The sequence below is a fragment of the Pseudomonas sp. XWY-1 genome (genome assembly GCF_002953115.1).
Classification (GTDB): Bacteria; Pseudomonadota; Gammaproteobacteria; order Pseudomonadales; family Pseudomonadaceae; genus Aquipseudomonas; species Aquipseudomonas alloputida.
Genome location: NZ_CP026332.1, coordinates 2,749,878 through 2,775,915 on the forward strand (window position 1 = coordinate 2,749,878; position 26,038 = coordinate 2,775,915).

General features: G+C 62.8%; 25 protein-coding genes, 2 pseudogenes and 1 riboswitch. Of the genes and pseudogenes, 10 read left to right on the plus strand and 17 right to left on the minus strand.

Annotation, left to right across the window (positions count from 1 at the left end; all coding sequences use genetic code 11):
* Positions 1-13: 13 nt before the first annotated feature.
* From PRJ_RS12755 to PRJ_RS12765, 3 genes are all read right to left on the minus strand, one after another.
* Positions 14-316 (minus strand): hypothetical protein, encoded by a 303-nt coding sequence (locus tag PRJ_RS12755; protein WP_020192721.1) that lies wholly within the window; start codon positions 314-316, stop codon positions 14-16.
* An 86-nt stretch (positions 317-402) separates the two neighbouring features.
* Complete coding sequence (locus tag PRJ_RS12760; RefSeq protein WP_060489439.1) at positions 403-1,755, minus strand: GntP family permease; 1,353 nt, start codon at positions 1,753-1,755, stop codon at positions 403-405.
* A 111-nt stretch (positions 1,756-1,866) separates the two neighbouring features.
* Entirely contained in the window at positions 1,867-2,406 is a 540-nt protein-coding gene (locus PRJ_RS12765; RefSeq protein WP_010954284.1) for a gluconokinase, read from the minus strand.
* Between the two features lie 206 nt (positions 2,407-2,612).
* On the opposite strand from PRJ_RS12765, the gene PRJ_RS12770 reads away from it, so the two are divergent.
* The 3 genes and pseudogenes from PRJ_RS12770 to PRJ_RS30690 all read left to right on the plus strand — a co-directional run.
* A complete protein-coding gene (locus tag PRJ_RS12770; RefSeq protein WP_003253830.1) occupies positions 2,613-3,632 on the plus strand; it encodes a LacI family DNA-binding transcriptional regulator in 1,020 nt (339 codons plus the stop codon).
* Positions 3,633-3,973: 341 nt separating this feature from the next.
* Positions 3,974-4,651: pseudogene (locus PRJ_RS30685) on the plus strand (PAS domain-containing protein); the annotation flags it as partial.
* 117 nt (positions 4,652-4,768) lie between these two features.
* Positions 4,769-5,188 (plus strand): annotated as a pseudogene (locus PRJ_RS30690) (methyl-accepting chemotaxis protein); the annotation flags it as partial.
* Here PRJ_RS30690 and PRJ_RS12780 read toward each other — a convergent pair.
* The 8 genes from PRJ_RS12780 to PRJ_RS12815 form a co-directional block, all read right to left on the minus strand.
* On the minus strand, positions 5,154-8,435 hold the full coding sequence (locus PRJ_RS12780; protein WP_104961579.1) for a transporter substrate-binding domain-containing protein: 3,282 nt from the start codon (positions 8,433-8,435) through the stop codon (positions 5,154-5,156). The pseudogene PRJ_RS30690 and the gene PRJ_RS12780 sit on opposite strands and share 35 nt — an antisense overlap.
* A gap of 13 nt (positions 8,436-8,448) precedes the next feature.
* A complete protein-coding gene (locus PRJ_RS12785; protein WP_003253824.1) occupies positions 8,449-9,063 on the minus strand; it encodes a response regulator transcription factor in 615 nt (204 codons plus the stop codon).
* 221 nt (positions 9,064-9,284) lie between these two features.
* Complete coding sequence (locus PRJ_RS12790) at positions 9,285-9,527, minus strand: DUF1272 domain-containing protein (RefSeq protein WP_064491192.1); 243 nt, start codon at positions 9,525-9,527, stop codon at positions 9,285-9,287.
* Positions 9,528-9,593: 66 nt separating this feature from the next.
* Complete coding sequence (cobM, locus tag PRJ_RS12795; protein WP_014590839.1) at positions 9,594-10,346, minus strand: precorrin-4 C(11)-methyltransferase; 753 nt, start codon at positions 10,344-10,346, stop codon at positions 9,594-9,596.
* Between the two features lie 34 nt (positions 10,347-10,380).
* Complete coding sequence (locus PRJ_RS12800; RefSeq protein WP_020190465.1) at positions 10,381-10,767, minus strand: cobalamin biosynthesis protein; 387 nt, start codon at positions 10,765-10,767, stop codon at positions 10,381-10,383.
* Positions 10,767-11,453, minus strand: a complete 687-nt coding sequence (locus PRJ_RS12805; RefSeq protein ID WP_014756910.1) for a CbtA family protein — start codon at positions 11,451-11,453, stop codon at positions 10,767-10,769. Before PRJ_RS12805 ends, PRJ_RS12800 begins: the two co-directional genes overlap by 1 nt.
* Positions 11,454-11,462: 9 nt before the next feature.
* The gene (locus PRJ_RS12810) at positions 11,463-11,651 is read right to left on the minus strand and encodes a CbtB domain-containing protein (RefSeq protein WP_014590842.1); all 189 of its coding nucleotides are present in this window, start codon (positions 11,649-11,651) and stop codon (positions 11,463-11,465) included.
* Positions 11,652-11,743: 92 nt separating this feature from the next.
* Positions 11,744-11,967: riboswitch (cobalamin riboswitch) on the minus strand.
* Between the two features lie 119 nt (positions 11,968-12,086).
* The gene (locus tag PRJ_RS12815; RefSeq protein WP_010954276.1) at positions 12,087-12,566 is read right to left on the minus strand and encodes a GNAT family N-acetyltransferase; all 480 of its coding nucleotides are present in this window, start codon (positions 12,564-12,566) and stop codon (positions 12,087-12,089) included.
* A gap of 124 nt (positions 12,567-12,690) precedes the next feature.
* Between PRJ_RS12815 and PRJ_RS12820 the strand changes: the two genes are divergently transcribed.
* The 4 genes from PRJ_RS12820 (at position 12,691) to PRJ_RS12835 (ending at position 15,718) form a co-directional block, all read left to right on the plus strand.
* Positions 12,691-13,320: a LysE family translocator gene (locus PRJ_RS12820; RefSeq protein WP_012052198.1), complete on the plus strand. Its 630-nt coding sequence runs from the start codon at positions 12,691-12,693 to the stop codon at positions 13,318-13,320.
* Between the two features lie 21 nt (positions 13,321-13,341).
* On the plus strand, positions 13,342-14,214 hold the full coding sequence (locus tag PRJ_RS12825) for an alpha/beta fold hydrolase (protein WP_104961580.1): 873 nt from the start codon (positions 13,342-13,344) through the stop codon (positions 14,212-14,214).
* Positions 14,215-14,310: 96 nt separating this feature from the next.
* Complete coding sequence (locus PRJ_RS12830) at positions 14,311-15,198, plus strand: pirin family protein (protein ID WP_104961581.1); 888 nt, start codon at positions 14,311-14,313, stop codon at positions 15,196-15,198.
* Between the two features lie 259 nt (positions 15,199-15,457).
* A complete protein-coding gene (locus PRJ_RS12835) occupies positions 15,458-15,718 on the plus strand; it encodes a DUF1652 domain-containing protein (RefSeq protein WP_064491187.1) in 261 nt (86 codons plus the stop codon).
* Positions 15,719-15,799: 81 nt separating this feature from the next.
* Here the strand turns inward: PRJ_RS12835 and PRJ_RS12840 are convergent, their stop codons facing one another.
* The 6 genes from PRJ_RS12840 to PRJ_RS12865 all read right to left on the minus strand — a co-directional run bounded on the left by PRJ_RS12840 (position 15,800) and on the right by PRJ_RS12865 (position 22,606).
* Positions 15,800-16,087, minus strand: coding sequence for a hypothetical protein (locus PRJ_RS12840; RefSeq protein WP_003253801.1), 288 nt, complete (start codon positions 16,085-16,087; stop codon positions 15,800-15,802).
* A 169-nt stretch (positions 16,088-16,256) separates the two neighbouring features.
* Positions 16,257-16,904, minus strand: coding sequence for a DNA oxidative demethylase AlkB (gene alkB / locus PRJ_RS12845; protein WP_104961582.1), 648 nt, complete (start codon positions 16,902-16,904; stop codon positions 16,257-16,259).
* 158 nt (positions 16,905-17,062) lie between these two features.
* Positions 17,063-18,508, minus strand: coding sequence for a curlin (locus PRJ_RS12850; protein ID WP_104961583.1), 1,446 nt, complete (start codon positions 18,506-18,508; stop codon positions 17,063-17,065).
* A 16-nt stretch (positions 18,509-18,524) separates the two neighbouring features.
* Entirely contained in the window at positions 18,525-18,998 is a 474-nt protein-coding gene (locus PRJ_RS12855; protein ID WP_020191832.1) for a curlin, read from the minus strand.
* A 15-nt stretch (positions 18,999-19,013) separates the two neighbouring features.
* Positions 19,014-21,245, minus strand: a complete 2,232-nt coding sequence (locus tag PRJ_RS12860; protein WP_104961584.1) for an Ig-like domain-containing protein — start codon at positions 21,243-21,245, stop codon at positions 19,014-19,016.
* A gap of 32 nt (positions 21,246-21,277) precedes the next feature.
* A complete protein-coding gene (locus PRJ_RS12865; protein WP_104961585.1) occupies positions 21,278-22,606 on the minus strand; it encodes a hypothetical protein in 1,329 nt (442 codons plus the stop codon).
* A gap of 268 nt (positions 22,607-22,874) precedes the next feature.
* Here PRJ_RS12865 and PRJ_RS12870 point away from each other — a divergent pair, with 268 nt between their 5' ends.
* The 3 genes from PRJ_RS12870 to PRJ_RS12880 all read left to right on the plus strand — a co-directional run bounded on the left by PRJ_RS12870 (position 22,875) and on the right by PRJ_RS12880 (position 26,029).
* Complete coding sequence (locus PRJ_RS12870; protein WP_064493220.1) at positions 22,875-23,786, plus strand: LysR family transcriptional regulator; 912 nt, start codon at positions 22,875-22,877, stop codon at positions 23,784-23,786.
* Positions 23,787-23,884: 98 nt separating this feature from the next.
* Entirely contained in the window at positions 23,885-24,814 is a 930-nt protein-coding gene (locus PRJ_RS12875) for a hydroxymethylglutaryl-CoA lyase (RefSeq protein WP_104961586.1), read from the plus strand.
* Positions 24,815-24,838: 24 nt separating this feature from the next.
* Positions 24,839-26,029: a CaiB/BaiF CoA-transferase family protein gene (locus PRJ_RS12880; protein ID WP_010954265.1), complete on the plus strand. Its 1,191-nt coding sequence runs from the start codon at positions 24,839-24,841 to the stop codon at positions 26,027-26,029.
* Positions 26,030-26,038 lie beyond the last annotated feature (9 nt).

Below are 26,038 nucleotides of genomic sequence, written 5' to 3' on the forward strand. Positions count from 1 at the left end.
TCAGGCCGGGTCGTCAGGGGTTACCTGTGCCTGAGCTGCCTTCTCCTTGCCGGCCGGTACCTTCCGACCCACTGCCCTCCATCCCCGGCAGATCGCGATTGTCATTCTGCTTGGCTGGCGGGCTTTGCGGTTCGTTGCCCTGTATGCGCGGGTCGGTGGCCCGCGGCAAGGGCTTCTCGATCGGGTTGAGGGTGCTGTCCACGCCGGGTTGTGGCGCCGTATTGTGCGGGTCGTCGGGGTAGGTCGGACCTGTGCCGACAGCAAAGGCCAGCGGCGAGGCGAGCAGGGCAATCGACAGGAAGATCGAGCGGGGCATGGCAGGCTCCTTTGCTGTACGGGTAAGGCTCATACTTCCCTTTGGCCTTACCCGAACCGTCAAGGTGCCATTACCCTGATCAACGGTCACACCACCAGCGACAGCAACATGATGAAAATGATGCCGACGATGGACAGGATCGTCTCCATCATGCTCCAGGTCTTGAAGGTTTCTGCCACGGTCATGTTGAAGTACTGCTTCACCAGCCAGAAACCGGCATCGTTCACATGCGACAGGATCAGCGAGCCGGCACCGGTGGCCAGTACCAACAGCTCACGGTTCACCCCCGGCACCAGGTCGATCACCGGTGCCACGATACCCGCGCCGGTGATGGTGGCGACCGTTGCGGAGCCGGTCGCGATGCGGATCACCGCCGCCACCAGCCATGCCAGCATGATCGGCGAAATTTCTGCCTGCACAGCCATCTGCCCGATCACGTTGCCTACGCCGGTATCCACCAGCATTTGCTTGAAGCCACCGCCAGCGCCGACGATCAGCACGATGGCGGCAGTCGGTGCCAGGCTCTGGTCGAGCATCTTCATGATCTGCTGGCGGTTGAAGCCGCGGGCCGAACCGAAGGTGTAGAAGGCCAGTAACAGGGCGGCGAGCAGGGCGGTGATCGGGTGACCGATCAGGTCCATCCACTGGCGCACGATGTGCTCGGCAGGCAGCACCACGTCGGCGAACGTTTTAAGCAGCATCAACGCGACCGGCAGCAGTACGGTGATCAGGGTGATGCTGAAGCTTGGCAGGTTGCCCTGATCGGAGTCCTTGGCGATCTGGTCCATCAGCTCCTGGGACGGGTTGCCCGGGATGTAGCGGGAAATGAAGTTACCGAACAGAGGGCCGGCGATGATCGCGGTGGGCAGTGCGACGATCAGGCCGTAGAAGATGGTCTTGCCAATGTCAGCGTGGAAAATGCCGATCGCCAGCAAGGGGCCCGGGTGTGGTGGCACCAGACCGTGCACCACCGACAGGCCGGCCAGCAGCGGAATGCCGATTTTCACCAACGAGACGCCCGAGCGCCGGGCGACGATGAACACCAGTGGAATCAGCAGCACAAAGCCGATTTCGAAGAACAGCGGGATGCCCACCAGGAAGGCGGCGAACATCATCGCCCAATGCACGTTCTTCTTGCCGAAGGCGCGGATGAGGGTTTGCGCGATCTGGTCGGCACCACCGGAGTCGGCCATCAGCTTGCCGAGCATGGTGCCCAGGGCGAGCACGATACCGACGAAGCCGAGTACGCCGCCAAAACCGTCCTGGAACGATTTCATGACCTTGGCCACCGGCATGCCGGAAGTCAGGCCCAGGAAGCCGGCCGCGAGGGTGAGGGCGACAAAGGGGTGAACCTTGAAGTGGGTGATCAGCAGGATCAGCCCGACGATGGTAACCAGCGCGTCGAGCAGCAGGAAGGTATCAGTAGCCAGTCCGAACATGGTTTGAAGGCCTCGGTCTTATCGTTGTTTTGGGCGTAGCTTTTTGGAGTCTTTGCCGCGTTTACGGGTTGGGGTAGCGCTGTCTTTGGTGAGACGGAAAAGCCGCCGAGGTCAGGCGGTTTGCGCCAGGCCCGGCTCACCGCAGTGCTTTAGCCAGTGGTCCACCGCTTCGGCCAGTGCTTCGATCGGTTGGGTGGCGTCCAGTGCCAGCGTCAATGGCTCGCCGCGTGGCGATTCCAGGGCCGCGAACTGGCTGTCGATGAGGCTGGCCGGCATGAAGTGCCCTGGGCGAGCCAGCACGCGTTTTTCGGCCTCGGCAGGCGACAGTTCGAGGAACACGAACACCAGCCCGGGCATGGCATCGCGCAGGGTGTCGCGGTAGCGGCGCTTTAGTGCCGAGCAGGTCAGGATCGGGCGTTCACCGGCCTGGGTGGTGGCTTGCAACTCTTCACCAAGGCGGACCAGCCAGCCGGCACGGTCGCTGTCATCCAGCGGGATGCCAGCGCTCATCTTGCGGATGTTTTCGGCAGGGTGGAAAGCGTCGCCTTCGATCAGGCGGCCGCCGCTTCTGGCAGCAATGGCGGCGCCGATGCAGCTTTTGCCACAACCGGCCACGCCCATCACCACAATGGCGGACAGGGGAGAATTCATCAGTACCTCCTGCGGGTGAGATAGCGCTGTCTCGCCGTTGACGAACAGCCACCTCCCCGGTGTTATTGGTCTTGTCCTTACGCAGTATGGACGCCTGGTGGCGAGCGCGTGGTGGCTGCTACCAAAGATTACATTGCCTGCATCCTGAGACAGCGCTACCTTAGTGGCCGTTCCCTCTCCTTGCAAGTAGTAAAATTACAACATTCATGTCCCGCACCGGCTCCCGAACTACAGGTCGTCCCACCCTGGCCGAAGTTGCCAGGCTTTCCGGGGTTTCCCCGATTACCGCTTCGCGCGCCTTGCGTGGGGTCAGCACCGTTGCGCCTGACCTGGTGGAAAAGGTCATCGCCGCAGCGGCGAACCTTGGCTATGTTGCCAACCCGGCCGCCCGGGCGCTGGCCTCGGCACGCAGTCAGTCGGTGGTGGTGTTGATCCCGTCGTTGTCCAACCAACTGTTCATCGACACCCTGGAGGCCATCCACGAGGTCATGCGCCCTCGTGGGCTAGAGGTGCTGATCGGCAACTATCACTACGACCTTGCCGAAGAAGAGAACCTGATCCGCAATTACCTGGCCTATCAGCCCTGCGGCATTTTGCTGACCGGCTTCGAGCGTAGCGATGCTGCCCGGCAGATGCTGGCTGCCAGCGGCGTGCCGTGTGTGCACATGATGGAGCTCAATGGCGAGCCAGGGGCTTTGTCGGTCGGCTTCTCGCAGCATCAGGCCGGGCGTGCTGCTGCACGGCACCTGATCGAGCGCGGGCGCAAGCGCCTTGCATTCATTGCCGCGCAGCTGGACCCGAGGGTGATGCAGCGTGCCGAGGGTTTCCGTCAGGCTTTGGCAGAGGCTGGTTTGCAGGCTGCCGAGCTGGAGGTGTTGGCCCCGGAGCCATCGTCGATTGCCCTGGGCAGTGTGCTGTTCAGTCAACTGATGCAGCAGGCGCCGGATGTCGACGGCATCTTCTTCTGTAACGACGACCTGGCCCAGGGCGCGGTGCTGCAGGCCTTGCGTCAAGGGGTGGAGGTGCCACGCCAGGTGGCGATGGTCGGTTTCAACGATTTGCCTGCGTCGGCGCATATGGTGCCGCGGCTGACCTCCATTCGCACACCACGGGCTGCGGTGGGGCGGGGCGCGGCACAGGCGCTGCTGGCGTTGCTGGATGGCAAGCGGGTGACGAATGCGCAGCAGGATCTGGGCTTTGAGCTGATGGTGCGCGAGAGCACCTGAGAGTGCCCGCCAAGGCCTTCTCGCGCGACTCCCACAGGAATGATTGGCCCGAAACGAAGGTGTAGCGGGTTTACCTGCGAAGCGTGCGTTGCGGGGCATGGCACCGGCTGTGCCGGTGTTCGCGGGTGAACCCGCTCCTACGGGGGGGCGCGCTGGTTCAAGACAGGCGCTGTAGATGCCACGACTTGCCAACGGCGATCTATGCTCAAAAAACCGCGCATACGGAGCCCCGCGTCATGTTCGATTTCCATCGCAAGTCTGATTTGGCAGAAATCCAGCGCACCCGCCAGGCGTTGGCCGATGCGCAAGCCAAACTGGCCGCTATCGGCCGTTCCATGGCGATGATCGAGTTCGCCCCTGACGGTACTATTCTCGACGCCAACGAGCGCTTCTGCCAGGCCATGGGCTACAGCGCCGACGAGCTGCGTGGCAAGCACCACCGGCTGTTCTGTGAGCCGGACTATGCAAAAAGCGCCGAGTACCAGCAACTGTGGCGCGAGTTGGGGCAGGGCAAGGCTATCAGCGGTACGTTCGAGCGCATCGACAAGGCGGGGCGCGAGGTCTGGCTGGAAGCCAGCTACATGCCCGTGCTGGACGAGCACCGGCAAGTCACCAGCGTAATCAAGGTGGCGTCGGACATCACCCAGCGGGTAGTGCTGGAGCACGAGAGCGAAAGCCTGCTCAAGGCCATCAGCCGCTCCATGGCGGTGATCGAGTTCACTCCCCAAGGCCGGGTGATCAAGGCCAACCAGAATTTTCTCGACACCATGGGCTACCGCCTCGATGAAGTGGTTGGCCGCCACCACGGGCTGTTCTGCCTGGCGCATGAACGCGAATCGGCCCAGTACCGAGAGTTCTGGGCTTCGCTGAACCGTGGCGAATACCACTCGCACCGCTTCGAGCGCGTCAACAAGCAAGGCCAGACCGTTTTTCTGGAGGCCTCCTACAACCCGATCTTCGACAGCAAGGGCCGCCTGTGCAAAGTGGTCAAGTTTGCCAGCGACATCACCCATCAGGTCTGCACCCAGCAAAGCGCCGCCCATGCCGCCCATGCCAGCTCGGTGCAGACCGATGCCTGCGCGCGCAAGGGGACCGAAGTGGTGCAGCAGGCGGTGCAGGTAATCGAGCAGATTTCCCAGGAGCTTAACGACGCTGCGCGCAGCATCGACGCGGTAAACAAGCAGTCGGATGTGATCGGGCAGATTGTGCTGACCATTCGGGGCATCGCCGACCAGACCAACCTGTTGGCCCTTAATGCAGCCATCGAGGCAGCGCGTGCCGGCGAGCACGGGCGCGGCTTTGCCGTGGTGGCCGATGAGGTGCGCAACCTGGCCGCGCGAACCAGCAAGGCCACCCTGGAAATCGTCGATGTGGTGCGGCAGAACCACGACCTGTCGCTATTGGCAGTGGCCAGCATGCAATCGAGCCTCAACCGCACCGGTCACGGCGTGGCGCTGGCCAATGAGGCGGGGACGGTGATCATGGAAATCCAGCAAGGCTCACGGCACGTCGTGGACGCCATCAGCCAGATAACCTCGACGCTGCAATTGCATTGAGCGCCTCGCGCATCTCGTCAAGCAGTGCCTGCAGGCTGAGTTGCAGTTGCGCGCGCTGTTCGACGGTCGGCAGCCCTTTTGCGTGGGCGTGTTCGATAGCTTCACAGTCTTTGACCACAGTGCGCACCCTGATCATTTTCGCGCCACCCTTGATGCGGTGGGCAAGGGCGCGCACGGTTTCATCAGGGGCGTCTGTTGCCAAGGCTCTCAGGGCGGCCAGGTCTTCACCGACGCTTATCGACAATTGCTCCAGCAAATGCCGCGTCAACTGTTCGTCGTCCTGGGTCAGGTGACGCAGTTCGGCCAGGTCGAACCCACTATGGAAAGGCTCCGGCGACGGCTGTTGAGGGCGCACCTGGGGCAGATGGGTCTTGAGCGTGCGCAGACCAATCGGCTTGAACAGGCATTCGTCCATGCCGCTGGCCAGGCAGCGAGTACGCTCCTCGGCCTGGGCGTTGGCGGTCACGCCAAGAATACGGCCTGCTGGCAGGCCGCGCTCACCCTCCAGGCTGCGAATGCGCCGGGTGAGCTCATGCCCGTCCATGACCGGCATGCTGCAATCGGTGATCACCAGGTCGAAGCGCGCTTCCTGCCAGCGTGCAAGGGCGATCTCGCCATTCTCCGCCAGTGTCACATGGTGCCCCAGGGTTTGCAGTTGCCGTTCCAGCAAAAGCAGGTTGGCCGGGTAGTCGTCGACCACCAAGATATTGAGCGGGCCGCTGTTACTTTCATGTGTGGTGAGTTGCGGGTCCGCTTGTGCCGGTGCTTCGCAGACAGGTAACCGCAGGCTGACTTGTACCCGGGTGCCAACACCCTCGACGCTCTGAAGGCTCAGGGCGCCGCCCATCAGTTCGGCCAGGGTACGGCTGATGACCAACCCCAGGCCTGCCCCTTGACGTGCCCTCGGGCCATCGACCTGAACGAAGGCACTGAACAGCCTGGCCTGGTCGGCGGGGCTGATGCCGATGCCGGTGTCGCGCACATTCAGCTCGATAGCCAGAATGCCGTGGCCGGCAACTTTGGGCAGCAGCAGGCATGCCTGCACTTCACCACGGTCGGTGAACTTGATGGCGTTGCTGATCAGGTTGGACAGAATTTGCTTGAGTCGCAGTGGATCAGCCAGCACCCATACCGGCTCTGCAGGCAGCTCGCCATGTAGATGCAACCCTTTGGCCCGGGCATTGCCTTCGAACACCCGCAGCGTGGCGCGCACCAGTTCGACCAGATTGGTGGGTACTGGCTGCAGGCTGATGTGCCCGGATTCGATGCGGGAAATGTCGAGAATATCGCCAATCAGCTCAAGCAGGCCAATGGCCGAATCATGGGCGGTCTGCAAGGTCTGGGCGTCGCTGCGGCCGCTGCGGCTATCTTCCAGGGCCAGTTCCAGCAGACCGATCACGGCATTCATCGGGGTGCGGATCTCATGGCTCATGGTGGCCAGGAAGGTGCTTTTGGTCTGGCTGGCCTGTTCGGCATCGTCCTTGGCCTGGCGTAACTGCTCCAGCAGCCCGCGGCTCAGCGCGAGCTGTGCCTGCAGCGCGTGCTGTGCCTCGGTGCGCTGGTTGATCAGCTTGCGCAGGTAGCTGTTCCAGAACACCACCCCGGCCAGCAGCAGGGCCGATAGCACCAGCACCTGCAAAGCCAGGGTGCGGTAGTCGCGCCAGGGGCTGTCGCTCACCAGTGTGCTGGTGCGCCAGCGGTTGATCAACTGGTCCAGTTCTTCAGGTGGAATGCTTAGCAGCGCCTTGTCGAGAATGGCCTGCAATTGGGGCTGGTCGGCGGCTACGGCAAAGGCGGCAATGGCCGGAGCGTCGTCGAGCATGTTGGCGATGCGCAAACGGTCCTTGAACACATGGCTGATGTAATAGGCAGCATTGATATGGCTGCTCAGGGCAGCGTCGGCAACACCGTTGGCCACGGCCTCCATCTGGCCCAGTGGGTTGTCAACTTCGACTATCTCGGCCTGCGGGTATCGCTGTTGCAAAACGGCCTGCTGCGGTGAGCCGCGCACCAAGGCGATGCGCTTGCCATCCAGGGCCTTGGCCTGTGCAGGTGATTCACCGTCGTTGCGGGTAACAAGCACGCGCGGGCTGACCAGGTAGGGGCGGGTGTAGCGCAGTTGCTTCAAGCGGTCGGCACCATAGCCCAGCGCCCCGATCATCTGTGCCTCGCCCCGCACCAGGCGGTCGATCATGGCCTGCGATGAAGCACTCTCGACGGGTGTGAACTGCAGCCCCGTGCGCAGCGAGATCTGCTTGAGCAGGTCCAGGGTGATACCGCTAGGGCGGTGCTGAGCATCGTTGAACGTCAAGGGTGCCAGCGAGGTATTGACCAGTACGCTGATAGTGGGGTGGGCGGTGATCCAGGATTCTTCTTCTTCGCTCAAGGCGGTGAGGTGGCGCTGCAGCAGCAGGCTGGTGTTACCACTGCTCCAGCGGCGCAGAATGTTCAGGCGTTCACTTTCGCTTATGCGTGACAGCGCCTTGTCCACCAGCCGATGCAGGCGCGGGTTGTCGCTGGCGATGGCGAAGGCAAAAGCCTCTGGGGCCAACTGAGAGAAATGGTCGATTTTCAACGTGCCCTGAAAACTTTTGCCGATCATGTAGTCAGTGCTGATGGCATCGCCCAGATAGGCGTCTGCCTCGCCCAGCGCCACGGCAGCGAGCCCGGCCAGGGTCGAGCGGTACAGGCTCAGTTGCGCCTTGGGGTACAGTGTGCGAACGCTGACGGCCGGCAGGTAGTGATCGACCATCGCCAGGCGCAGGCCGGCGAGCTCGGGCGTACTTTTCAAGCTGCGCCCTTCACGGGTGACGATCACTGGCAGGTCGTCGGCATAGGGGGTGCTGAGGCTTAGCTGGGCGTCCGCCGCCTCGAAGGCGTTGGAGCTACCCAACAAGTCGATACGGCCATCACGCAGGGCGGTGATGGCCTCGTGACGGCTGTCAAAACGACGTACTTCAATGGGGATATCCAGCTGTTCGCCGATGATGCCGGCGTAGTCTGCGCTCAGTCCCTCATAGTCATGCTGGCTGACGTTGATTTCGAACGGGGGGTAATCGGGGCGCGCACTGCCCATTACCAGGCGTTCGCGTTGTTTCAGCCAGTGGCGATCATCGCCGGATAACGTCAGTGGGGCAGCGGCACTGATCGAGCGCGCCAGCAGATGGCGTGGTTCACTGCTGGCCTGCAGTTCCGTGGAGTTGGCCAGACCGATAGCCAGAAGGACGCTCGCCAGCAACTGTTTCATGGCAGCCGAGCGCTCAATAGACGCTGTTGCGCTTGGCCAGGTCGACCATTTCCACCAGTGACTCGGTCTTGAGCTTTTCCATGATACGGCCCCGGTAGGTGCTGATGGTCTTGGCGCTGAGGTTCATGCAAGTGCCGATGTTCTTGTTGTTCTCACCGCGCGCAAGGCGCCGCAGCACTTCCATTTCTCGGTTGGAGAGACTGGCCAGGCGCACCGGCTCGCTCTCCAGCGAGTTGCTGTTGACCGACATTTGCGGAAAGGTCGAATAACCTTTGGTCAGGGCCTTGAGGGCGAACAGCAGGGCCTCGTGGTCCTCTTCCTTGGTGACGAAGGCGCCTATTCCGGCATCCAGGCAGCGACGCACATACAGATCGGTGGCCTGGCCGGTCAGCACCATGATCTTCGGTACCGGCTCCAGGCTCTGCAATCGCTTGATGACTTCCATGCCGTCCAGGCCAGGCAGGCCGATGTCGAGAATGACTACGTCCGGGCGCAGTTCGCGGGCTACCTGAGCCACTTCACTGCCATTGCCGACCTCGCCGATGACATGGAAGCGCTCGCGCTCGAGCAGTAGGCGCAACGACAGCCGGACAATAGGGTGGTCGTCGACGATCAGCACGGTTGTCATGAGGAAAACTCCTGTAGGGATGTGGTCCGCTTCCTGGAACACTCAGGAATACGTCTGCAAGTGGGGTTATCGGAAGCGCTGCACGATACGACCATTCCCGAGGTTTGGTAATGCCGAGTATAGAAGTGTTGAAATCCCCAGTGCTTATTGTTGAAAAGTCCTACAAGAAACAGGAAAGACATCACCCTGAAACAGCGGTGATGCCGGTGCTTTGCAGTTGTTCAGACGCAGGCGGCGTGCGGTTTGTGTATCCGCAGCGTGGAGGCAGGGTTGTTGGCCAATGCCTGACCGACCCGCGTCGGGCGGGCTACCAACTGCCCGGTACAATTCGGGCAGCGGCCTTGGAAGCGGGTTTCGGCACAGGCACGGCAGAACGTGCATTCGAAGGAGCAGATCATAACGTCGGGGCTGTCACCCGGCAGGTCGGCATCACAGCACTCGCAGTTGGGGCGTAGTTCCAGCATGGGCATGACTCCTGTTCGCAGGCGGGAACCCGGAGTCTGCTACGCCCGAGGCAAGGCTGGCAATGTTCAGTCGCCAGGGCGGTACAGGTGGGCATGCCCGGCGCGGTACAAGGCCGATTCGGCGAACGGTGTATCCCCCAGGACGTGGCCTACCAGGATCAGCGCCGTGCGCCGGAAATCCTTGGCCGCTACGCGTTCGACGATATCGCCGAGGTTGCCGCGCACCCAATCCTGATCTGGCCAGGTGGCCCGATGCACCACCGCAACCGGGCAGTGCGCGCCGTAGTGCGGCATCAACTCATCGACAATGCGCGACAGGTGCTTGACCCCCAGATGAATTGCCAGGGTGCTGCCATGGCGCGCCAGGTCGCCTAACTGCTCACCCGGCGGCATGGGCGAGCTGTCGCCATAGCGGGTGAGGATCACGGTCTGCGCCACTTGAGGCAAGGTCAGCTCGCAGCCGAGCAGGGCGGCGCTCGCTGCCGTGGCGGTAACACCGGGGATGATCTGGTAATCGATGCCCAGCGCTTGCAGGTGGCGAATCTGCTCACCGATGGCGCCGTACAGGCTGGGGTCGCCGCTGTGCACCCGGGCCACATCCTGACCTTTTTCGTGTGCGCTGCGCATGGCAGCGATGATCTGTTCCAGGTGCAGTTCGGCGCTGTTGATCACGGTTTCGGCCTGGTGGCCTTCGAGCACGGCGGCGGGTACCAGTGAACCGGCATAAATGATCACCGGGCACTGACGAATCAGCCGTTGGCCCTTGACCGTGATCAGCTCCGGGTCGCCGGGGCCGGCACCGATAAAGTAGATGGTCATGCAAAGTCCTGGCAAGAAAGAGGGGGCGAAACGCTCAGCAGGCCAGGGCGAGCGTCGCCGGGCCCAGTACCTGGCGCGTCAGCAGCAGCCTGGCCGTACCCTGCCGCTGGCTGGCCAGGGCCAGTGCCGCGCTCTCGGCTACGCCCCAGCAGCCACTGTGCCGGTGGGCAACGGCGGAGCGGTGGCTGAGCAGTGGTTCATAGGGTTGCAGTTGCGCGCCATGGTACAGCACCAACGGTAAACCGAGGTGCTCTGCCAGTTGCAACAAGCCGGGCTCGTCGGCCTTCAGGCTGATGCTTGCGATACCGCGCAGGTCAGCCAATGCCAGGCCCTGTTTGTCCAGGGCCTGGCACAGCAAGCGTTGCAAGGTATCCGCCGGGCAACCCCGGCGGCAGCCAAAACCGGCATAGAAGGCAGGCATCAAGCCTGGCTGGAACGGCGGAACAGCCAGGCGCTGAGCAGGCCCAAGGCCAGCCAGAAGGCGGCGTTGGTGAGCCAGGAGGCTACCTTGAATTGGGTTTCCAATGCTTCAGGGGCCAGGCTTTCGTGCACCTCGGGTTGCGGTGCACCGATTACATGGGGAATGACCAGCAGCACGGCGCCCAGCGCCTTCAGCAGCCAGTGGCGGGCGAACACCAGCAAGGCCAGGCCCAGCGCTGTGGCACTGGCTGTACCGACCCACCAGGTTTGGCGTTGCCCCAGGTCGGCGGCCGCCGTACCCGGCAGTTCTGGTGGCAAGCCCAGGGTTGGGGCCAGGCAGAACACGGCGAAGCCAGCCAACCCCCACAATGCGCCAGTGGCGGCGCGTTTGGGCTCGCGAAGGCTGTACAGGGCGGCGAGGATCAGGGCGAAGCCGACCGCAACCACCAGATTACCGCCTGTGGTGGACAGCACGCGCTGCCAGCCGTCTTCCGGCGACCAGGCTTCGGCGCTGTGTTCATGAGCGGCAACTTCGCTACCGTGTTCGTGGTGTGCGGCCGGGGCCGAGGACTCGTAGGTTTCCGCCTCCAGAATCAGCGGAGCCACCCAGAAGCTTTGCAGCAAGGTCAGCAACAGGGCTGCAAGGAGCCCGCTGAAGCCCGCAGTACGGGCAATGCGCGTGATCATCAGGCGTACTCAGTGGCAGGGGAAGGCGGCGCTGTGGCGGGTGTCGTGGGCGGCGTTGTGCACGGCCTCGATGTGCGAGAACCCGGCAAAGTAGACCAGGCACAGACCCAGCAAGCTGGCACCGACGGCGATGGTTACACGTTGGCTGAGCGTAACGGGGGTAGCAAGGCTGTGTTGTTTGGCGCTGGTGACGGGCATGACGCGATCCTCTGCTTTTTGTGGGCAATGGGCGAGCGCGGCAGCCCCGGACGTGGTCGCCCAAGGGAATGCAACAGCGCCCGCCCACCGCGGGGTGTTCATGAACGCCAGGCCGGTCTCCGGGCTTGCGAGGAAGAGCTGGGCTCCTGGAACGCGTCACCTTCCCATGCCGTACTACGAGGCACAGTGGTACAGACGCTTCACTCGCTTACCGTTGCGGGGGCAGCACCGGCATTGTCCGGCCCTGCTGAAGGGCCTGGGACGCACCGGTTTCCCGTTTCACCCCCTGAGGGGCACCTGAACGCGAGGCATAAGGAGAGCATGGGGCGGGCTTGGCGTCAATGTCATACAGCGCGCGAGGCCGTTGAACAGCAGGTACGGCAGGCTCAGGCCTGCAGTCTTCTTCCTGCAGGCAGAAGTGCAGAAACCGGGCGATCACCCGCGGGCGAATGCCGCCAGCTTGTCGCCATCCAGGCGGTAGCGCACCCACTCATCCTGCGCCTCGGCCCCCAGTTTCTGGTAGAAGCCGATCGCTGGCTCGTTCCAGTCCAGCACACTCCATTCCAGACGCCCACAGTTGTTCGCCACCGCTTCGCGGGCAATGTGCTGCAACAACTGCCGGCCGGCACCATCGCCGCGATGTTCGGGGGTTACGTACAGGTCTTCCAGATAGATGCCATTGCGCCCGAGCCAGGTCGAGTAGCTGTAGAAGTACACGGCAAAGCCGATTGCACGGCCATCACGCTCGCACATCAGGGCGTGCACAGTGCTGCCTTCGTCGAACAGGCTGTGCTCGATGTCGGCAAGGGTGGCGACCACCTCGTGGCGGGCGCGTTCGTACTCGGCGAGTTCGGTGATGAAGGTGAGGATCTGCTCGGCATCGGTACGCACGGCAGGGCGAAAGGTGAGGCTCATGGTGACGGCTTCCTTGGTCCGGGTTGGCGATACAGTGATTTGTATCTGTGTAATTTAATCAAACTGTAACGGTCGCTGGGAGTGGCGGCTCCGGTAGTGTGACAGCACCTATAAAGAAAGTGGAATGCCCGCCATGCTTGCCTCTGCCGACCTGCTGACTGCCTTTGTGCTGTTTGCCTTCGTATCTTCCATCACGCCTGGCCCCAACAACACCATGTTGCTGGCCTCGGGGGTGAACTTCGGCGTGCGCCGCTCGGTCCCTCATGCCTTGGGTATCAGTTTTGGTTTCATGATGATGGTGCTGGCCGTCGGCCTGGGGCTGGGGGAGGTATTCAAGGCCTGGCCACCACTGTACACGGTGCTGCGCTACGCTGGCGCCGCCTATCTGCTGTACCTGGCCTGGAAGATCGCCACTTCCGGGCCGGTCGGCACGGCCGCGTCCAGTGCTCGCAAACCCCTGGGCTTCTGGGGTGCGGCGGCGTTCCAGTGGGTCAACCCCAAGGCTTGGGTGATGGCGGTAGGGGCGATTACCACCTACACGCCAGCGCAAGGCTATGTAACCAACGTGATCGTCATTGCGGCCTTGTTCGCTTTGGTCAACTTGCCCAGCGTGGGGGTATGGGTGATGTTCGGCAGCGCCCTGCGCAACCTGTTGCAGAATTCGCGCTGGCTGATGCTGTTCAATGTCGTGATGGCCCTGTTGCTGGTGATTTCCCTGTACCCGCTGCTGTTTGTAGAATCAGCGTTTTCCTGACCCCGAGAGTACAGTAAGCCGATGCAGTTGATTCCCTGGTCCCACGAATGCGCCGAAGGTTTCACCCTGCGTGGCTGGCGAACTTCGGCCAGTGGCAAACCGCTGCTGCACTTTCTGCATGGCAACGGCTTCTGTTGCCTGGCCTACCAACCGTTGCTGATGCGCCTGGGCGAGCATTTCGACCTGTGGCTCTGCGACGTTCAGGGCCATGGGGACAGTGATCATGGTGGGGTGTTTCGCGGCTGGAACCGCACCGCTGCCCTGGCGGTGGAGGCCTTTCAGGGCGGACGTGGCGAGTATGGCGACGTACAGCGGTTTGCCGCAGGGCACAGCTTTGGTGGCGTGCTTACGGGGCTGATCCTGGGCAGTGAGCCGCAACTGTTCGCACGTGCCGTGCTGCTCGACCCGGTACTGTTCAGCCGACGCATGATCGGTGTGATGGGGGCGGCAGCCCTGGTCGGCCTGCATCAGCGTCACGCCCTGGCCCGCAAGGCCGCCAGCCGCCGTAGCCACTGGCCCGATCGCGAGTCGGCGTTGGCCTCGCTGGAAGGGCGCGGCATCTTCAAAGGCTGGACCCATGCGGCACTGCAGGCCTATGTCGAGCATGCGATCGGTGAATGTGGCGAGGCCGTGGTGCTCAAATGCCGGCCCAGCCGTGAAGTGGAGATCTTCAGTTCATTCCCTAAACGCATGTGGGCCAGTCTGGCCGCAATCACGACACCGACACGGGTGTTGTACGGAGAAGACACCTATCCCTTCGTGCCACACTCGGTGAATCGCTTGGCGCTGCTGAACCGCAATGTGACCGCACGGCAAGTTCCCGGTGGGCACTGTTTCATGCAGGAAGACCCGGCCATGGCGGCCGAGCAGGTGCTCGATTTCTTGCAGGGTTGACTGTTCTGTACGTGGAACGATGCATGCCATTTTAGCCAGCTACCGCGTGATTGGCATCATTGATAAGGTTATCTCAGCCAAGAGAGGAGCCTTCTCATGAAAACGATTCTGGGTATTCACCGCAGCCCCCACGCCCATTGGGTGGGTGATGGTTTCCCGGTGCGCAGCCTGTTCACCTACGACAACCTGGCCAGCCAGATCAGCCCGTTCCTGCTGCTGGATTACGCCGGCCCGCATGATTTCGCCCCGACCCAAGCACGACGCGGCGTAGGCCAGCATCCGCATCGCGGCTTCGAGACCGTGACCATCGTCTACCAAGGTGAACTGGAGCACCGTGATTCCACCGGTGCTGGCGGCTTGATCGGTCCAGGTGACGTGCAGTGGATGACGGCGGCCAACGGCATCATTCATGAAGAGTTTCATTCCCCGGACTTTGCACGCAGTGGCGGCACGCTGGAAATGGTCCAGCTGTGGGTGAACCTGCCGGCGCGGGACAAGCGTGCAGCGGCCGGCTACCAGACGCTGCTGGCCGGCGACATTCCGGTGGTAGCGCTCGACGGTGATGCCGGGAGCTTGCGGGTGATTGCCGGTGACTACCACGGCCACCAGGGGCCGGCTCGAACCTTCACCGCGATGGACGTGTGGGATTTGCGGCTCAACGCCGGCGCGGCCTTGCAGTTGCCAGTTGCTGCCGGTCGCAATGCGGCGCTGGTGGTGTTGCGTGGTAACGTTCGATTCAACGGCGAGCGCGAAGCAGGCCCGTCCAGCCTGGTGCTGCTCGACCGGGAGGGTGTAGATGTAGCCGTCGAGGCGCTGGACGGCGCAAGTGTGCTGCTGCTCAGCGGTGAGCCGATCGACGAGCCGATCGTTGGCTACGGCCCGTTCGTGATGAACAGCCAGGCGGAGATTGCCGAGTCGTTCGATGATTTCCATGCCGGGCGGTTTGGGCAGATGCAGGACGAGAGGGGAGGCGCCGCACACTGATGCTGTTAATTGGTTGGCCTTTCCCGGCTGGGGCCTGGCCAACGCCTAGTTGACCGAGACCACTCGTCGTTAAGTCTGCTAATGCATTCGAACACTCGGCCGCCGCGGGGAATCTTCCACTAAGGTGCTAGAGGATTCCCCGCATGCTCATTGCCGGGGAGCATGGTCAGCTGGCCGAGCATGCGCAATATCAATTGGCGCCCCGCCCGACAAAGGCGTACTTCCATACAACAGACCATCCCACAGAGAGGGTCGTACCATGTCGTTGATAGGCGTTTCTATGCTAGAGATGCGGCAACTGATCGAGCAGGCCTGCTTGCCAGACCGCTGTGAAGTGAGTTGCCCGGATGGCGCGCACTTGACCATCCGCCTGGGCCAGGGCCAGGATCTCGACCAAGGCGTGACCCTCAGCGGGGTCGCGCTGCAAGACCTCAACAGTTGTCGTGACCTGGTCAACCTGGTGGAGCAGCTGCATGCGTTGCGTGACAGCCACCCGGCGCCACTCAAGGCGATTGCCTGAGCGCGCCTGTCGTGCCCCGGTCAGCCCAGGCTGGCCGGGTATAAGCAGCCACGAGCGCGGCCACGGCCGCCGTTGATCGGCTTATTGCAGTTCCAGCAGCAGGTTCAGGCCACCGTCGCCGCACTTTCCCTTCTCGCGAACCACGCCGTGATAACTCCGCCCATCCCAGACGAAGGCCACACTGTGAGCTCGGTCGATCTTGTCAGGCAGTGGGGGGCAAACGTGCAGGCGCAGCCCTGGGCGACCTTGCAGGTTGAGGGCGGCGAGCTGGCATTGGCATTCCACTCGTTGCGCCACCGGGCCGAACAGGGTGTCGCGTACGTAATCGAGTTGCAGCGAAGCATTGGGTGCGCGGCCAGGCATCTTCATCGGTACATGGCTCCGTTACAACGGCTCGAAGAACCACACGGGTTGGGCATGGCAGGCTCCATACAAAAGAAAGGCGGCTTATCATTCGAAGCTTGCCTGGCCAAGATGTTCAATGTGTTTCATGTGCGTTCATCTTGTTTTGCGCTGGCTGGCAGATGACGGCCCCTGTTCAGGCACCCGCCTTGCGCAAGGTCAGGTTGATCCGCCGTTCGCCCAGGCGCGGATGCACACCGGGCTTGATCGGTAGCACGCCGTGAAAGCGCAAGCGGTCTTCGCCACCCCACACCAGCACATCGCCGTGGCTCAGCGCGATGCGCTGAGCCTTGTCGGCACGCTGCAGGCCGCCGAACAGGAACACCGCCGGTAAGCCCAGCGACACCGACACGATCGGCTGGCCGAAATCCTGCTCGTCGCGGTCCTGGTGCAGACTCAGGCGTGTGCCCGGCAGGTAATGGTTGACCAGGCAGGCATCCGGCACAAAACCGTCAAACCCGGCCATGGCTGCGGCGCGGGAGGCCAAGGCGAGCAGAACCGGGGGCAGGGCGGGCCAGGGCTGGCCACTGAGTGGGTCGCTGGGGCTGTATCGGTAGCCATGTTGATCACTCACCCACCCCAGCGTACCGCAGTTGGTCAGGGCCACTGCCATGCGCAGGCCTCCTGGGGTGTACATGTGCCGGAACGGCGCAGCACGCAGCACCGGACGCAGGGCATCGAGCAGCGCCTCGGTTTCGGCCAGGGCGAAGCCGGGCAGCAGCACGGTGTGGCTTGCCAGGCGTTGCGGCTGGGGGCCGAACAGGTCGAGGTCGGACTGGATCATGTGGCTGCACATCTTCGAGCGGTTTGCCATTGTACCCGACAGCTACACGTCAGGGGATTGCACACGCCGGCCGGATCGAACGATGGCAGAGGACGGGATGACAGAAAAAGGAACCGCGGCACCAGGGAGAGGAGCACCGCGGTTCAAGGGGGAGCGGTTTACTGCTGGGTCACAGTGGCCAGGTTCGCGCTGCCCAGCTGGGTGATGGTGGCGGATTGGGCGACACCACTCTGGTCGACGAACGCCTTGTTGCTTTGGCCTCCCTGGGTCACGTAGGCGACGTTGATGCTGTCAGTCTGTTTGATGGTGGCTTCGTTTCCGCTTCCGTAGAGTTGGTTGGTGTAGCTCTGGTTGCTATAGCCGGACTGGTCGAGCGTGATGGTGTTGCCGGTGCCCTGGCTGCTGCCGTAGGCATAGTTGTCGGTACCACGCTGGTCGGCGATCAGAATGTTGTCAGTGCCGTTCTGTTCGAAGTACAGCTCGTTGCTGACATCATCCTGCTTGGTCGACATCTGGTTGCCTTTACCCGTCTGGGTCAGCGTGGCCAGCTGGTCAGCGCCCTTCTGGGTCAGATTGACGCCGTTGCCATTGCCAGCCTGGTTGATGGTGGCGTTCTGGTTGGTGCCGAACTGGCCACCCATCTTGGCGCCTTTCCAGTTACTGGCGGTGATGCTGTTGCCATTGCCTTGGGTGTTGATGGTCAGGTTGAGGTTTTCACCGTTCTGATAGGTGAAATGCAGGTTGTTGTTGCCGGTCTGGGTAATGGTGGTGGTCGAGTTGTTGGTCTCGAACTGGTCCGACCAACTGGCGTTGGCATTGCCTTGCTGCGACAGGCTGACCTTGTTGCTGACGCCGAAGCTCTGGTCGATATAGCCTTCGTTCGACTGGCCGGTCTGGACCACGGAGGCCTGGCTACCGATCTGTGTGTCCTGCCACACTTCCACAGAGTTGCCGCCCCCGTACTGGCCAATGGCAATGGTGCCGCCAGTGCCTTCGCGCTGGTCGCCATAGGCCCAGTTGTCGTGGCCTTCCTGATAGACCTGGATATCGCCATCGACATGGTTCAGGTGCTCGGCGGTGGCGTAGTTGTCCTGGCCGGTCTGGTTGACGGTGCTGCGATTGTTGCTGCCACCGAAGGTCTGTTCGATAAAAGCCTCGTTGCGCTGGCCGGATTGCCAGCTGGTGGCTTTGCTGCCTTCCTGGCTGTCCTGCCACACGGTGGATTTATTGCCGACGCCTTGTTGGGTTTGCAGCGATTCGTTGTTCGACCCAATCGACTGGCTGGCGAAGGCATCGTTGTAGCTGCCTCCGGCTTGCTGGGTGATCTGGCTGCCGTTCTCGAACAGTTGCTCAGCGTAGCCGGCGTTGTACTGGCCGGTGGCGCTCTGCTGGATATCGCTGGTGCTTTCGGCCTGCACGGCGAGGTGGTTGTGGCCCTTGCCAGTCTGGTTCTGGGTGGCCGAGGCGAAGGATGCCTGGGTCTGAGAGACTTCGGCGATGTTTTCCTTGCCGTCCTGGGTCTGGGACGAGGTGCTGTCAGCAGCCATGGCCTGACCTGCGAGGGCCAGGACGATAGCGGCACTTAACGGAGCGAGCTTGTACATGGTGGTGCCTCCAGGTCTATCGGTATTGGGTGATCTGAACATGCTGGCCATTGCCAGCCTGGGTCACGGAGCTGTTGAGCCCTGAGCCGGACTGCACGATGCTGGCGCTGTTGTCGTTGCCGATCTGCTCGATGGCGGCGTTGTTGCTGCTGCCGCTCTGGCGAATCGACGCACTGTTGCCATTTCCCTGTTGGCTGATGATGGCCATCAGGTCACTGCCTTCCTGCAAGATGTACGCTTCCTGGGCACCGCCGGACTGGACGATACGGCCCAGCAGGGCCTGACCGTTCTGGTCGAGGGCGGCGCGGTTGCCTGACCCTTGCTGCTCGATCACCGCAGCCTGGCCGGCACCGGCCGGCAGCAGGCGGATGATCACTGGTTCACCGAGGTCGTTGCCGGGTGCAAGGTCGGCATTGTCCATCAGGTCCTCTGCCCAGCAGGCCTGGCCCGCCAGGGCCAGGCAGAGCAACAGGGAGTACAGCCGTTTCATCGAAGCCTCCGGCTTTTACTGCACGACTACGTTGACAGTGCGCGTGGTGCCTTGGCTGGTGGTGATCGTCGCCGTCGGTGCCGCAGTCGGGATGATCGTGGTGCTATTGCTTACCACCAGGCGCCAGCGGCCGGTCAGCGCTACCGTGGCCGTCCCCAAGGTCTGGACGCCCGTGGTAGTGGTTACCCGCACGGTTACGGTATTGCCGGTGGTCACCGACGAGGTGCCACTGATGTCCCAGTTGTAACGGTTGTTGGAGCGCGCCGTGACCGTGGCTGTCGTGACGGCGAAGGTTTCTGCGGCAGGCCGAGGCGACACGTTGACGGTGACCGTACTTGGGGTGGACAGCCCCCCCAGCGAGTCACGTGCCTGGTAGGTGAAGGTGGTGGTGAAGGCTGTGGTTACAGTGGCCGGTGGGGTATAGGTCACGGTTGTGCCGTCGGTGCTGACCGTGCCACGGCCGGCGGCCGGCTGGGTGATGTTGGCCACACTCAGCGGTACGTTGCCTTCTGGATCGGTGTCGTTGGCCAGAACGTTGATGGTCAATGGCACGCCCAAGGTGGCAACGGTTTCCGGGTTGGCAGTCGGTGCCTGGTTAGGTGCGACGTTGATGGTGACCGTGGCCGGTTCCGACTTCAGGCCCTTGGCATCCACCGCCCGGTAGCTGAAGTTGGCTACCAGCGGTTGTGTGGCCCCGGTCGGCGGTGTGTAGGTAACCGAGGTGGTGCCGTTCAGCACGACGCCGCCAAGGCCGGTCCCGGGTTGGGTCAGGTCGCTGATGGTCAGCGGCACGTCGCCATCCGGGTCGCTGTCGTTCAGCAGCAGGTTGAGTGTGATCGGTACACCGACACTGGTGCTGCCGACATCGGCCTGGGCCAGCGGTGGCTGGTTGGCGGCCTCGACCGGGGCGCTGCCGACCACGATCACCGGCTCCACATCACTACCGCCATGGGCAGACTTGACCGTAACGGTGGCGGGCGGTTGAGCCAAATCGTTGACCGTGATGCTTTGCAGTGTGCCCGATTTCGACATGCGGCCGTAGCCTTGGGCGAGCAGGTCGGGGACCGTTACTTCGTCGCTGGAGCTGGCCTCGATCAACAGACGTTTGTTGGCCCAGTCATAGCGTGCGGTGCTGACTTTGACCACGTCGCTGAGCTTGCTCGAGAGCGCAGTCGGCTGGGTGCCGCCGACTGCGTTGCTGGCGGTGACAACCACCACCGCTGGCGGCACCGACTGGTTGAACTGCTGGCTGAAGAACAACCCGTTGTTGTCCGAAGTCAGGGTGAACTGACAAGGCGAAGGCGGCGTGCCGATCAGTGCCAGGCCATTGCGCATGCACAAGCTGGCCTCACTCGGGGCCTTGGCGAACACTTCCACGCGGGTGCCGCTGCCGTTGCGCGAATAGGTGGCGCGCTCCAGGGTGACCGGGGTTTGTGCTCGCTGGTCCAGCACCTTGCCAGACACGGTGAACGTGTTGGTCTGAATGGCGCCCGCGGGCCCTTCGATGCGCACGAAGTTGGTATTGAAGGGGCTACCCGTGACCGCTTCGGTGATATTGGGGTCGCCGATGAAGGTTTCGGTGGTGCCCGTGTCAGGGTTGACCTCTGTATATGGCCCGCCAACCCCCTTCAGCCAAGGGCCGATCGCCCCCCCCAGCGCCCCCTGGAAGTTGCCCGGAGCACCGATACCGATGTCCCGGGTGATGTTGATCGCGCGACGACCTGCCGTGGTGACGTTGACCGTCTCCACCCCGTAAGGGTGCGTGATGGTGTAGGTACCGGTGCGTGGGACCGATGCGCGGATACGGATGCGGGCGAAACTTTGCTGATCACCGTCTACCGGGTTTTCAGCAGCAAAGGCTGCCTCTATACCGGCAACGTAGACCTCCAGCTCATATCCGCTGTTACCGACTTGTGGTATCGAGGTTTCGGCCAGGAACCAGAACATCTCGGGTGGCCAGTTATCTGGAAATACCAGCGGCAGGGCATCGTCATAGACCCCGGGCTCGGGCAACAAGGTGCACATGTAGGCGGGCGCCCCGGGTGCGCCTGGCGCACGGGTGCTGGTGGCACGCGACTGGCACAGCTCCAGGGATTGGTCGAGGCTGTCCTTGTACCACATCGGATAGCCACCTGTGGCGAAGGTGTAGGGCCCCGGATCGACATCAGACAGCGCGGCGAACGCGGCGCTGGTAACGGTAAGAGAGAAACCGGCGGCCAACAGCGCACGGCGCGACCAAGTGTTCATGCTGCCTCCTTGAAGGCTGAGCCTTTGTCTGTTCATGGCACCAGCACCACGTCTTCGGAGTCGCTACCACCGTTGGCGCTGGTGACCTGCACCTTGGCCGGCGGAATGGGCGAGAGGGTCATGCTCAACGTCTTCACGGCGCCGGTACCGCCCAGGTTGCCGATCAGCGTGCCGTTGCCGGTATGTGCGGTAAGTACTGGAGGTGTTGTTTCGTCACTGGTGCTGGCCACCAGGGTCAGCTCGCCGGTGGACAGGCGGTACTGGGCCTGCGTGATGGTGACCAGGTCGGTCAGGGGAACGTTGCTGGTGGTCAGGCTGCTGGTCGGGATTGCCACGCTGTTGTCAGCGGACAGTGTCACGATGGTTCCGGCCGCCGGGTTGAGGGCTGACTGGGCGTACCAGGCGCCGGTGCCGTTGGCCTCGGTGAGGCTCAGGTTGGGGGTCTGGCTGGTCAGGGTGACGCTTGCCGGTGGCGGCGGGGCCAACACGAAGATGTCTTGCTGGGCGATCAGGTCGCCGTTCTCGGTATGGCGTGAGTAAGTGCTGCGTTGTGGCATCAGCGGGGTTGGCAGGACCACTTCGGAAAGCTTGCCCGAGACTGCGAACAGCTCGGTGCGCAGGTCGATGCCACCAGGGCCTTCGATGCGTACGTAGTTGGTGTTGAATGGGCTGCCCGTTACCGGTTCTTCCAGGTTCGGGTCACCGATGAAGCGCTCGTTGCCTTCGGTGTAGGGGCCGTTGACACTGCGCAGGAACGGCCCGACATCGCCCTTGAGTGCGCCGGTGAAGTCGCCTGCGCCGGCGATGCCGATGTCGCGGGTCATGTTGATCGCCCGGCGCCCTGCAACGGGCACATCGAACACTTCAACACCATAGGGGTGGGTGACCACGTAGGTGCCCGCGGTGGGTACGTCGACCCGGATACGGACCCGGGCGAAGCTGACCTGGTCACCCTCGACAGGTTCCTCGGCGGCGAATGCCGCTTCGATCGCCGTGCCATAGCTGAGGTCGATGCCACGCGCAGCGTCGACGATTGCAGCGTCGGCAGTGAACCAGAACGCTTCGTCAGGGAAGTTGGTGGGGAAGACGATGGGTTGGGTATCGTCGAACACACCAGGTGTGGGCAGTAGCGTGCACATGTATGAGGGTGCGCCAGGTGCGCCTGCGACCCGGGAGCTGACGGCCTTGGTCAGGCACAGGTCGAGGGTACGACCGTGGCTGTCCTGGTACCAGGCGGGGAAGCCGCCGTTGGCTGGGACGTAAGCGCCTGGATCGACAGCGTTCAAGGCGGCCTGCGCGGGAAGCTGGAGAATGCCGGCGAAAATCGCCACTGCCAGCGGGTGGGGTATCGGTCGGTGCATGAGTCAATTCCTCCTGCAAACGGGCCCATGGACTTGGGGCGTCTGGGAGGAGATCGGCAAGAGCTGTGCCAACACCTGAAAAATGCTTTGCAGGCCTTGTGGTGCAGGGGCTACAGATTCTCAGTAGGGCTTTATGCCAGCCGCTGGCGGTGGGCAGCGTTCCCCCAAGGTTGGGGATTGGGGGCCGGTAATTCAAACCCGGTTTTAGAAGCCAATGCGGTTTTTGCTACAGTGCTACGGCGGTCCCTTCCCCAAGCCGAGCCAAGCGATGCAACCCCTCGACCACCTTTCCCTGAACCTGTTCATCGTCGTCTGCGAAGAAGGCACCATCGCCCGCGCAGGCGAGCGCGCGTTCATGGCGCCGTCCGCCGTCAGCAAACGTATTTCAGACATCGAGGCGCGCTTTGGTACCGCCTTGCTCAAACGTAGCAAGCGCGGCGTGGAGCCCACCCCGGCGGGGCTTGCACTGCTGCGCCATGCCAGGGAAATGACCCGCGCCATGGAACGCCTGGACAGCGAGCTGAGCGAATACGCACACGGCGCGCGTGGTCATGTGCGGGTGCTGGCCAATGTATCGTCGATCATGGAGTTTCTGCCCGAAGAACTGTCAGCGTTCATGCTGGAATACCCACTCATCCAGGCCGATATCGAAGAGCGCTTCAGCGCCGATGTCGTTCGTGGTGTGGCCGAGGGCACTGCAGACCTCGGTATCTGCCGCAAATCCATGGCGGTGGGTGACCTGGATTTCGTACCGTATCGGCAGGATCACCTGGCCGTGGTCGTTGCTGCTGACCACCCGTTGGCCGGCCGCAGCCAGATTGCCTTCGAGGAAACCCTGGGTTACGACCACCTGGGGCTATCGGCCTTTGCCACATTGAACGCTTTCATGCGTAAAAGCGCTGAACAGTCAGGCAAGGCGCTGCGTTTTCGTTCGTACGTGTCGTCGTTCGACGCGGCATACCGTCTGGTGCAGTTCGGCCTTGGCCTGGCGGTGTTCCCGCAAGAGGCCGTATCCCGCTATGCGGCGTTGTTCGACCTGCGGGTCATTGCGCTGACTGACGACTGGGCGCTTGGCGAATTCGTCATCTGCATGCGCGACCGGCACACGCTCTCGCTGTCGGCTCGGCGCCTGCTTGACCACCTGTTGCTGCGTGCACCGGCCTGGCAGGTCGCGGGCTGATCCATCGTGGCTGACGATGGATCAGCCCGCGAAACACGTCTTTTCTGCCCGTCATCCAGCTCTTAGTCTGGCGCAACGCTTCAGACAGAGAGACCGCGATGACAACAATAACAATCAATGAAGTCGGCCTGCGCGATGGCTTGCAGAGCCTGCAAGTGATCATGCCGACAGCAGCCAAACGCCGCTGGATCGACGCCGCTTACGGCGCCGGCGTGCGTCATATGGAAGTCGCGTCGTTCGTGTCGGCACGCTTGCTGCCGCAGATGGCCGATGCCCGCGAAGTGGTGGCTCACGCCCTCACGTACCCGGACCTGCAAGTAACCGTGCTGGCTCCAAACCTTCGTGGCGCAAGGGACGCACTTGAATCGGGTGCACACCGCATCGTCGCCCCGGTATCGGTGAGCACGGCGCACAGCCTGGCCAACGTGCGCCGCACGCCAGTGGAGATGGTCGAGGAACTGGGGCGCATGTGCCAGCTGCGTACTGAAATGGGCCTGCATGGGGTGCAAGTCGTGGCCGGCATGTCAGTGGCCTTTGGCTGCACCCGCCAGGGCGAGGTGCCGCTGGCTGACCTGTGTGCGTTGACCCGCCAGGTGATCGAAGCCGGTTGCGACCTGGTCTCCCTGGGGGACACCACTGGCTATGCCAATCCGGGCCAGGTGGCAACGGTGCTTCGGGCCGTACGGGAGATTGCAGGCGACCGTCTCAAGGCCGCGCACTTCCATGACACCCGGGGCCTGGCCTTGGCCAACAGCCTGGTGGCGGTGCAGCAGGGCATTGGGGAACTGGATGCCTCCCTGGCGGGCCTGGGAGGGTGCCCGTTCGCCCCTGGCGCGTCTGGTAATACCGTGACCGAAGACCTGGTGTTCATGCTGCAAAGCATGGGCTACGACACCGGCATCGACTTGCCTGCACTGATCGAAACCCGGCAGGTACTAAGCGAAGCGCTACCGGGCGAGCCACTTTACGGCTTCATCGCCCGGGCCGGATTGCCGCTCAACTTCGCCAACACACACCGCCACGCCTGAATTGCCCGTAAGAGGAGCACCACAATGTCCAGACTTCCCTTGGACGGCATCCGTGTCGTTGAGATTTCGCATATGGTCATGGGCCCGACGTGCGGCATGATCCTCGGCGACCTTGGCGCCGAAGTCATCAAGATCGAGCCGGTACGCGGCGACGGCACACGCCGTTTGCTGGGCGCAGGGGCGGGCTTTTTCCGCACTTTCAACCGCAACAAACAATGCATTGCTGTCGATGTTGAAACGCCCGAGGGCCGTGAGGCCGTGCTGCAACTGATCGACACCGCCGATGTCTTCATCGAGAACTTCAAGCCCGGGCGTATGCAGAAGCTGGGTCTGGGCTACGACGCACTGTGCCAGCGCAATCCAGGGCTGATCTATGCCTCGCACAAGGGGTTTCTCAGCGGGCCATACGATAACCGCCTGGCGCTGGATGAAGTGGTGCAGATGATGGCCGGTCTGGCCTACATGACAGGACCGGTAGGGCGCCCGCTGCGCGCAGGCAGCTCGGTGAACGACATCATGGGTGGCATGTTCGGCGCCATTGGCGTGCTGGCCGCACTCAACGAGCGCCACAGCACCGGCAGGGGCCGTGAGGTGCAAAGTGCCCTGTACGAGAATTGCGTGCTGCTGGCTGCCCAGCATATGCAGCAGTACGTGGTCACCGGTGAAGCCGCAGCGCCGATGCCGAACCGCATCAGTGCCTGGGCCATCTATGACGTGTTCACTTTTGCCGGTGGCGAGCAGATGTTTGTCGCCGCCACAGGGGAAGGCCAGTGGCACGCGTTATGCCGGGTACTGGGGCAGACCGCTTTGCTTGATGACCCGACCCTTGGTAGCAATAACGACCGCGTGTTGCAGCGGCCACGGCTGCTGGCGCACCTGGCCGAGGTGTTTGCGCCGCTGGACGCCGGGCAGTTGGCGTTGCAGCTGGAAGCCAACGGCATTCCTTTCGCGCCGATCCGCCGCCCTGAAGAGTTGTTCGAGGACCCCCACCTGCTACAGAGCGGTGGCATGGCCGAGCTGCAACTGGAAGACGGCAGCCACACACCGATGCCGTTATTGCCGCTGTCACTGGACGGCCAGCGCCTGCAGCCACGGCGGGCGATCGCGAGGATTGGTGAGCACACCCGCCAAGTGATGCGTGAACTGGGTTACAGCGACGCGCACATTGCCCAGCTGTGTGCGGCGGGCGTGCTGAAAACAGACGACGCGGCTTGAGGAGGCCTT

Excerpts from the sequence above, each read along its gene's own strand:
- PRJ_RS12780 (WP_104961579.1), bottom strand. The coding sequence starts at position 8,435 with ATGAAACAGTTGCTGGCGAGCGTCCTTCTGGCTATCGGTCTGGCCAAC.
- PRJ_RS12865 (WP_104961585.1), bottom strand. The coding sequence starts at position 22,606 with ATGCACCGACCGATACCCCACCCGCTGGCAGTGGCGATTTTCGCCGGC.
- PRJ_RS12840 (WP_003253801.1), bottom strand. The coding sequence starts at position 16,087 with ATGAAGATGCCTGGCCGCGCACCCAATGCTTCGCTGCAACTCGATTAC.
- PRJ_RS12770 (WP_003253830.1), top strand. The coding sequence starts at position 2,613 with ATGTCCCGCACCGGCTCCCGAACTACAGGTCGTCCCACCCTGGCCGAA.
- alkB (WP_104961582.1), bottom strand. The coding sequence starts at position 16,904 with ATGATCCAGTCCGACCTCGACCTGTTCGGCCCCCAGCCGCAACGCCTG.
- PRJ_RS12880 (WP_010954265.1), top strand. The coding sequence starts at position 24,839 with ATGTCCAGACTTCCCTTGGACGGCATCCGTGTCGTTGAGATTTCGCAT.
- PRJ_RS12790 (WP_064491192.1), bottom strand. The coding sequence starts at position 9,527 with ATGCTGGAACTACGCCCCAACTGCGAGTGCTGTGATGCCGACCTGCCG.
- PRJ_RS12820 (WP_012052198.1), top strand. The coding sequence starts at position 12,691 with ATGCCCGCCATGCTTGCCTCTGCCGACCTGCTGACTGCCTTTGTGCTG.
- PRJ_RS12875 (WP_104961586.1), top strand. The coding sequence starts at position 23,885 with ATGACAACAATAACAATCAATGAAGTCGGCCTGCGCGATGGCTTGCAG.
- PRJ_RS12855 (WP_020191832.1), bottom strand. The coding sequence starts at position 18,998 with ATGAAACGGCTGTACTCCCTGTTGCTCTGCCTGGCCCTGGCGGGCCAG.
- PRJ_RS12785 (WP_003253824.1), bottom strand. The coding sequence starts at position 9,063 with ATGACAACCGTGCTGATCGTCGACGACCACCCTATTGTCCGGCTGTCG.
- PRJ_RS12765 (WP_010954284.1), bottom strand. The coding sequence starts at position 2,406 with ATGAATTCTCCCCTGTCCGCCATTGTGGTGATGGGCGTGGCCGGTTGT.
- PRJ_RS12810 (WP_014590842.1), bottom strand. The coding sequence starts at position 11,651 with ATGCCCGTCACCAGCGCCAAACAACACAGCCTTGCTACCCCCGTTACG.
- PRJ_RS12870 (WP_064493220.1), top strand. The coding sequence starts at position 22,875 with ATGCAACCCCTCGACCACCTTTCCCTGAACCTGTTCATCGTCGTCTGC.
- PRJ_RS12850 (WP_104961583.1), bottom strand. The coding sequence starts at position 18,508 with ATGTACAAGCTCGCTCCGTTAAGTGCCGCTATCGTCCTGGCCCTCGCA.
- PRJ_RS12755 (WP_020192721.1), bottom strand. The coding sequence starts at position 316 with ATGCCCCGCTCGATCTTCCTGTCGATTGCCCTGCTCGCCTCGCCGCTG.
- PRJ_RS12830 (WP_104961581.1), top strand. The coding sequence starts at position 14,311 with ATGAAAACGATTCTGGGTATTCACCGCAGCCCCCACGCCCATTGGGTG.
- PRJ_RS12815 (WP_010954276.1), bottom strand. The coding sequence starts at position 12,566 with ATGAGCCTCACCTTTCGCCCTGCCGTGCGTACCGATGCCGAGCAGATC.
- PRJ_RS12825 (WP_104961580.1), top strand. The coding sequence starts at position 13,342 with ATGCAGTTGATTCCCTGGTCCCACGAATGCGCCGAAGGTTTCACCCTG.
- PRJ_RS12805 (WP_014756910.1), bottom strand. The coding sequence starts at position 11,453 with ATGATCACGCGCATTGCCCGTACTGCGGGCTTCAGCGGGCTCCTTGCA.
- PRJ_RS12800 (WP_020190465.1), bottom strand. The coding sequence starts at position 10,767 with ATGCCTGCCTTCTATGCCGGTTTTGGCTGCCGCCGGGGTTGCCCGGCG.
- cobM (WP_014590839.1), bottom strand. The coding sequence starts at position 10,346 with ATGACCATCTACTTTATCGGTGCCGGCCCCGGCGACCCGGAGCTGATC.
- PRJ_RS12760 (WP_060489439.1), bottom strand. The coding sequence starts at position 1,755 with ATGTTCGGACTGGCTACTGATACCTTCCTGCTGCTCGACGCGCTGGTT.
- PRJ_RS12860 (WP_104961584.1), bottom strand. The coding sequence starts at position 21,245 with ATGAACACTTGGTCGCGCCGTGCGCTGTTGGCCGCCGGTTTCTCTCTT.
- PRJ_RS12835 (WP_064491187.1), top strand. The coding sequence starts at position 15,458 with ATGTCGTTGATAGGCGTTTCTATGCTAGAGATGCGGCAACTGATCGAG.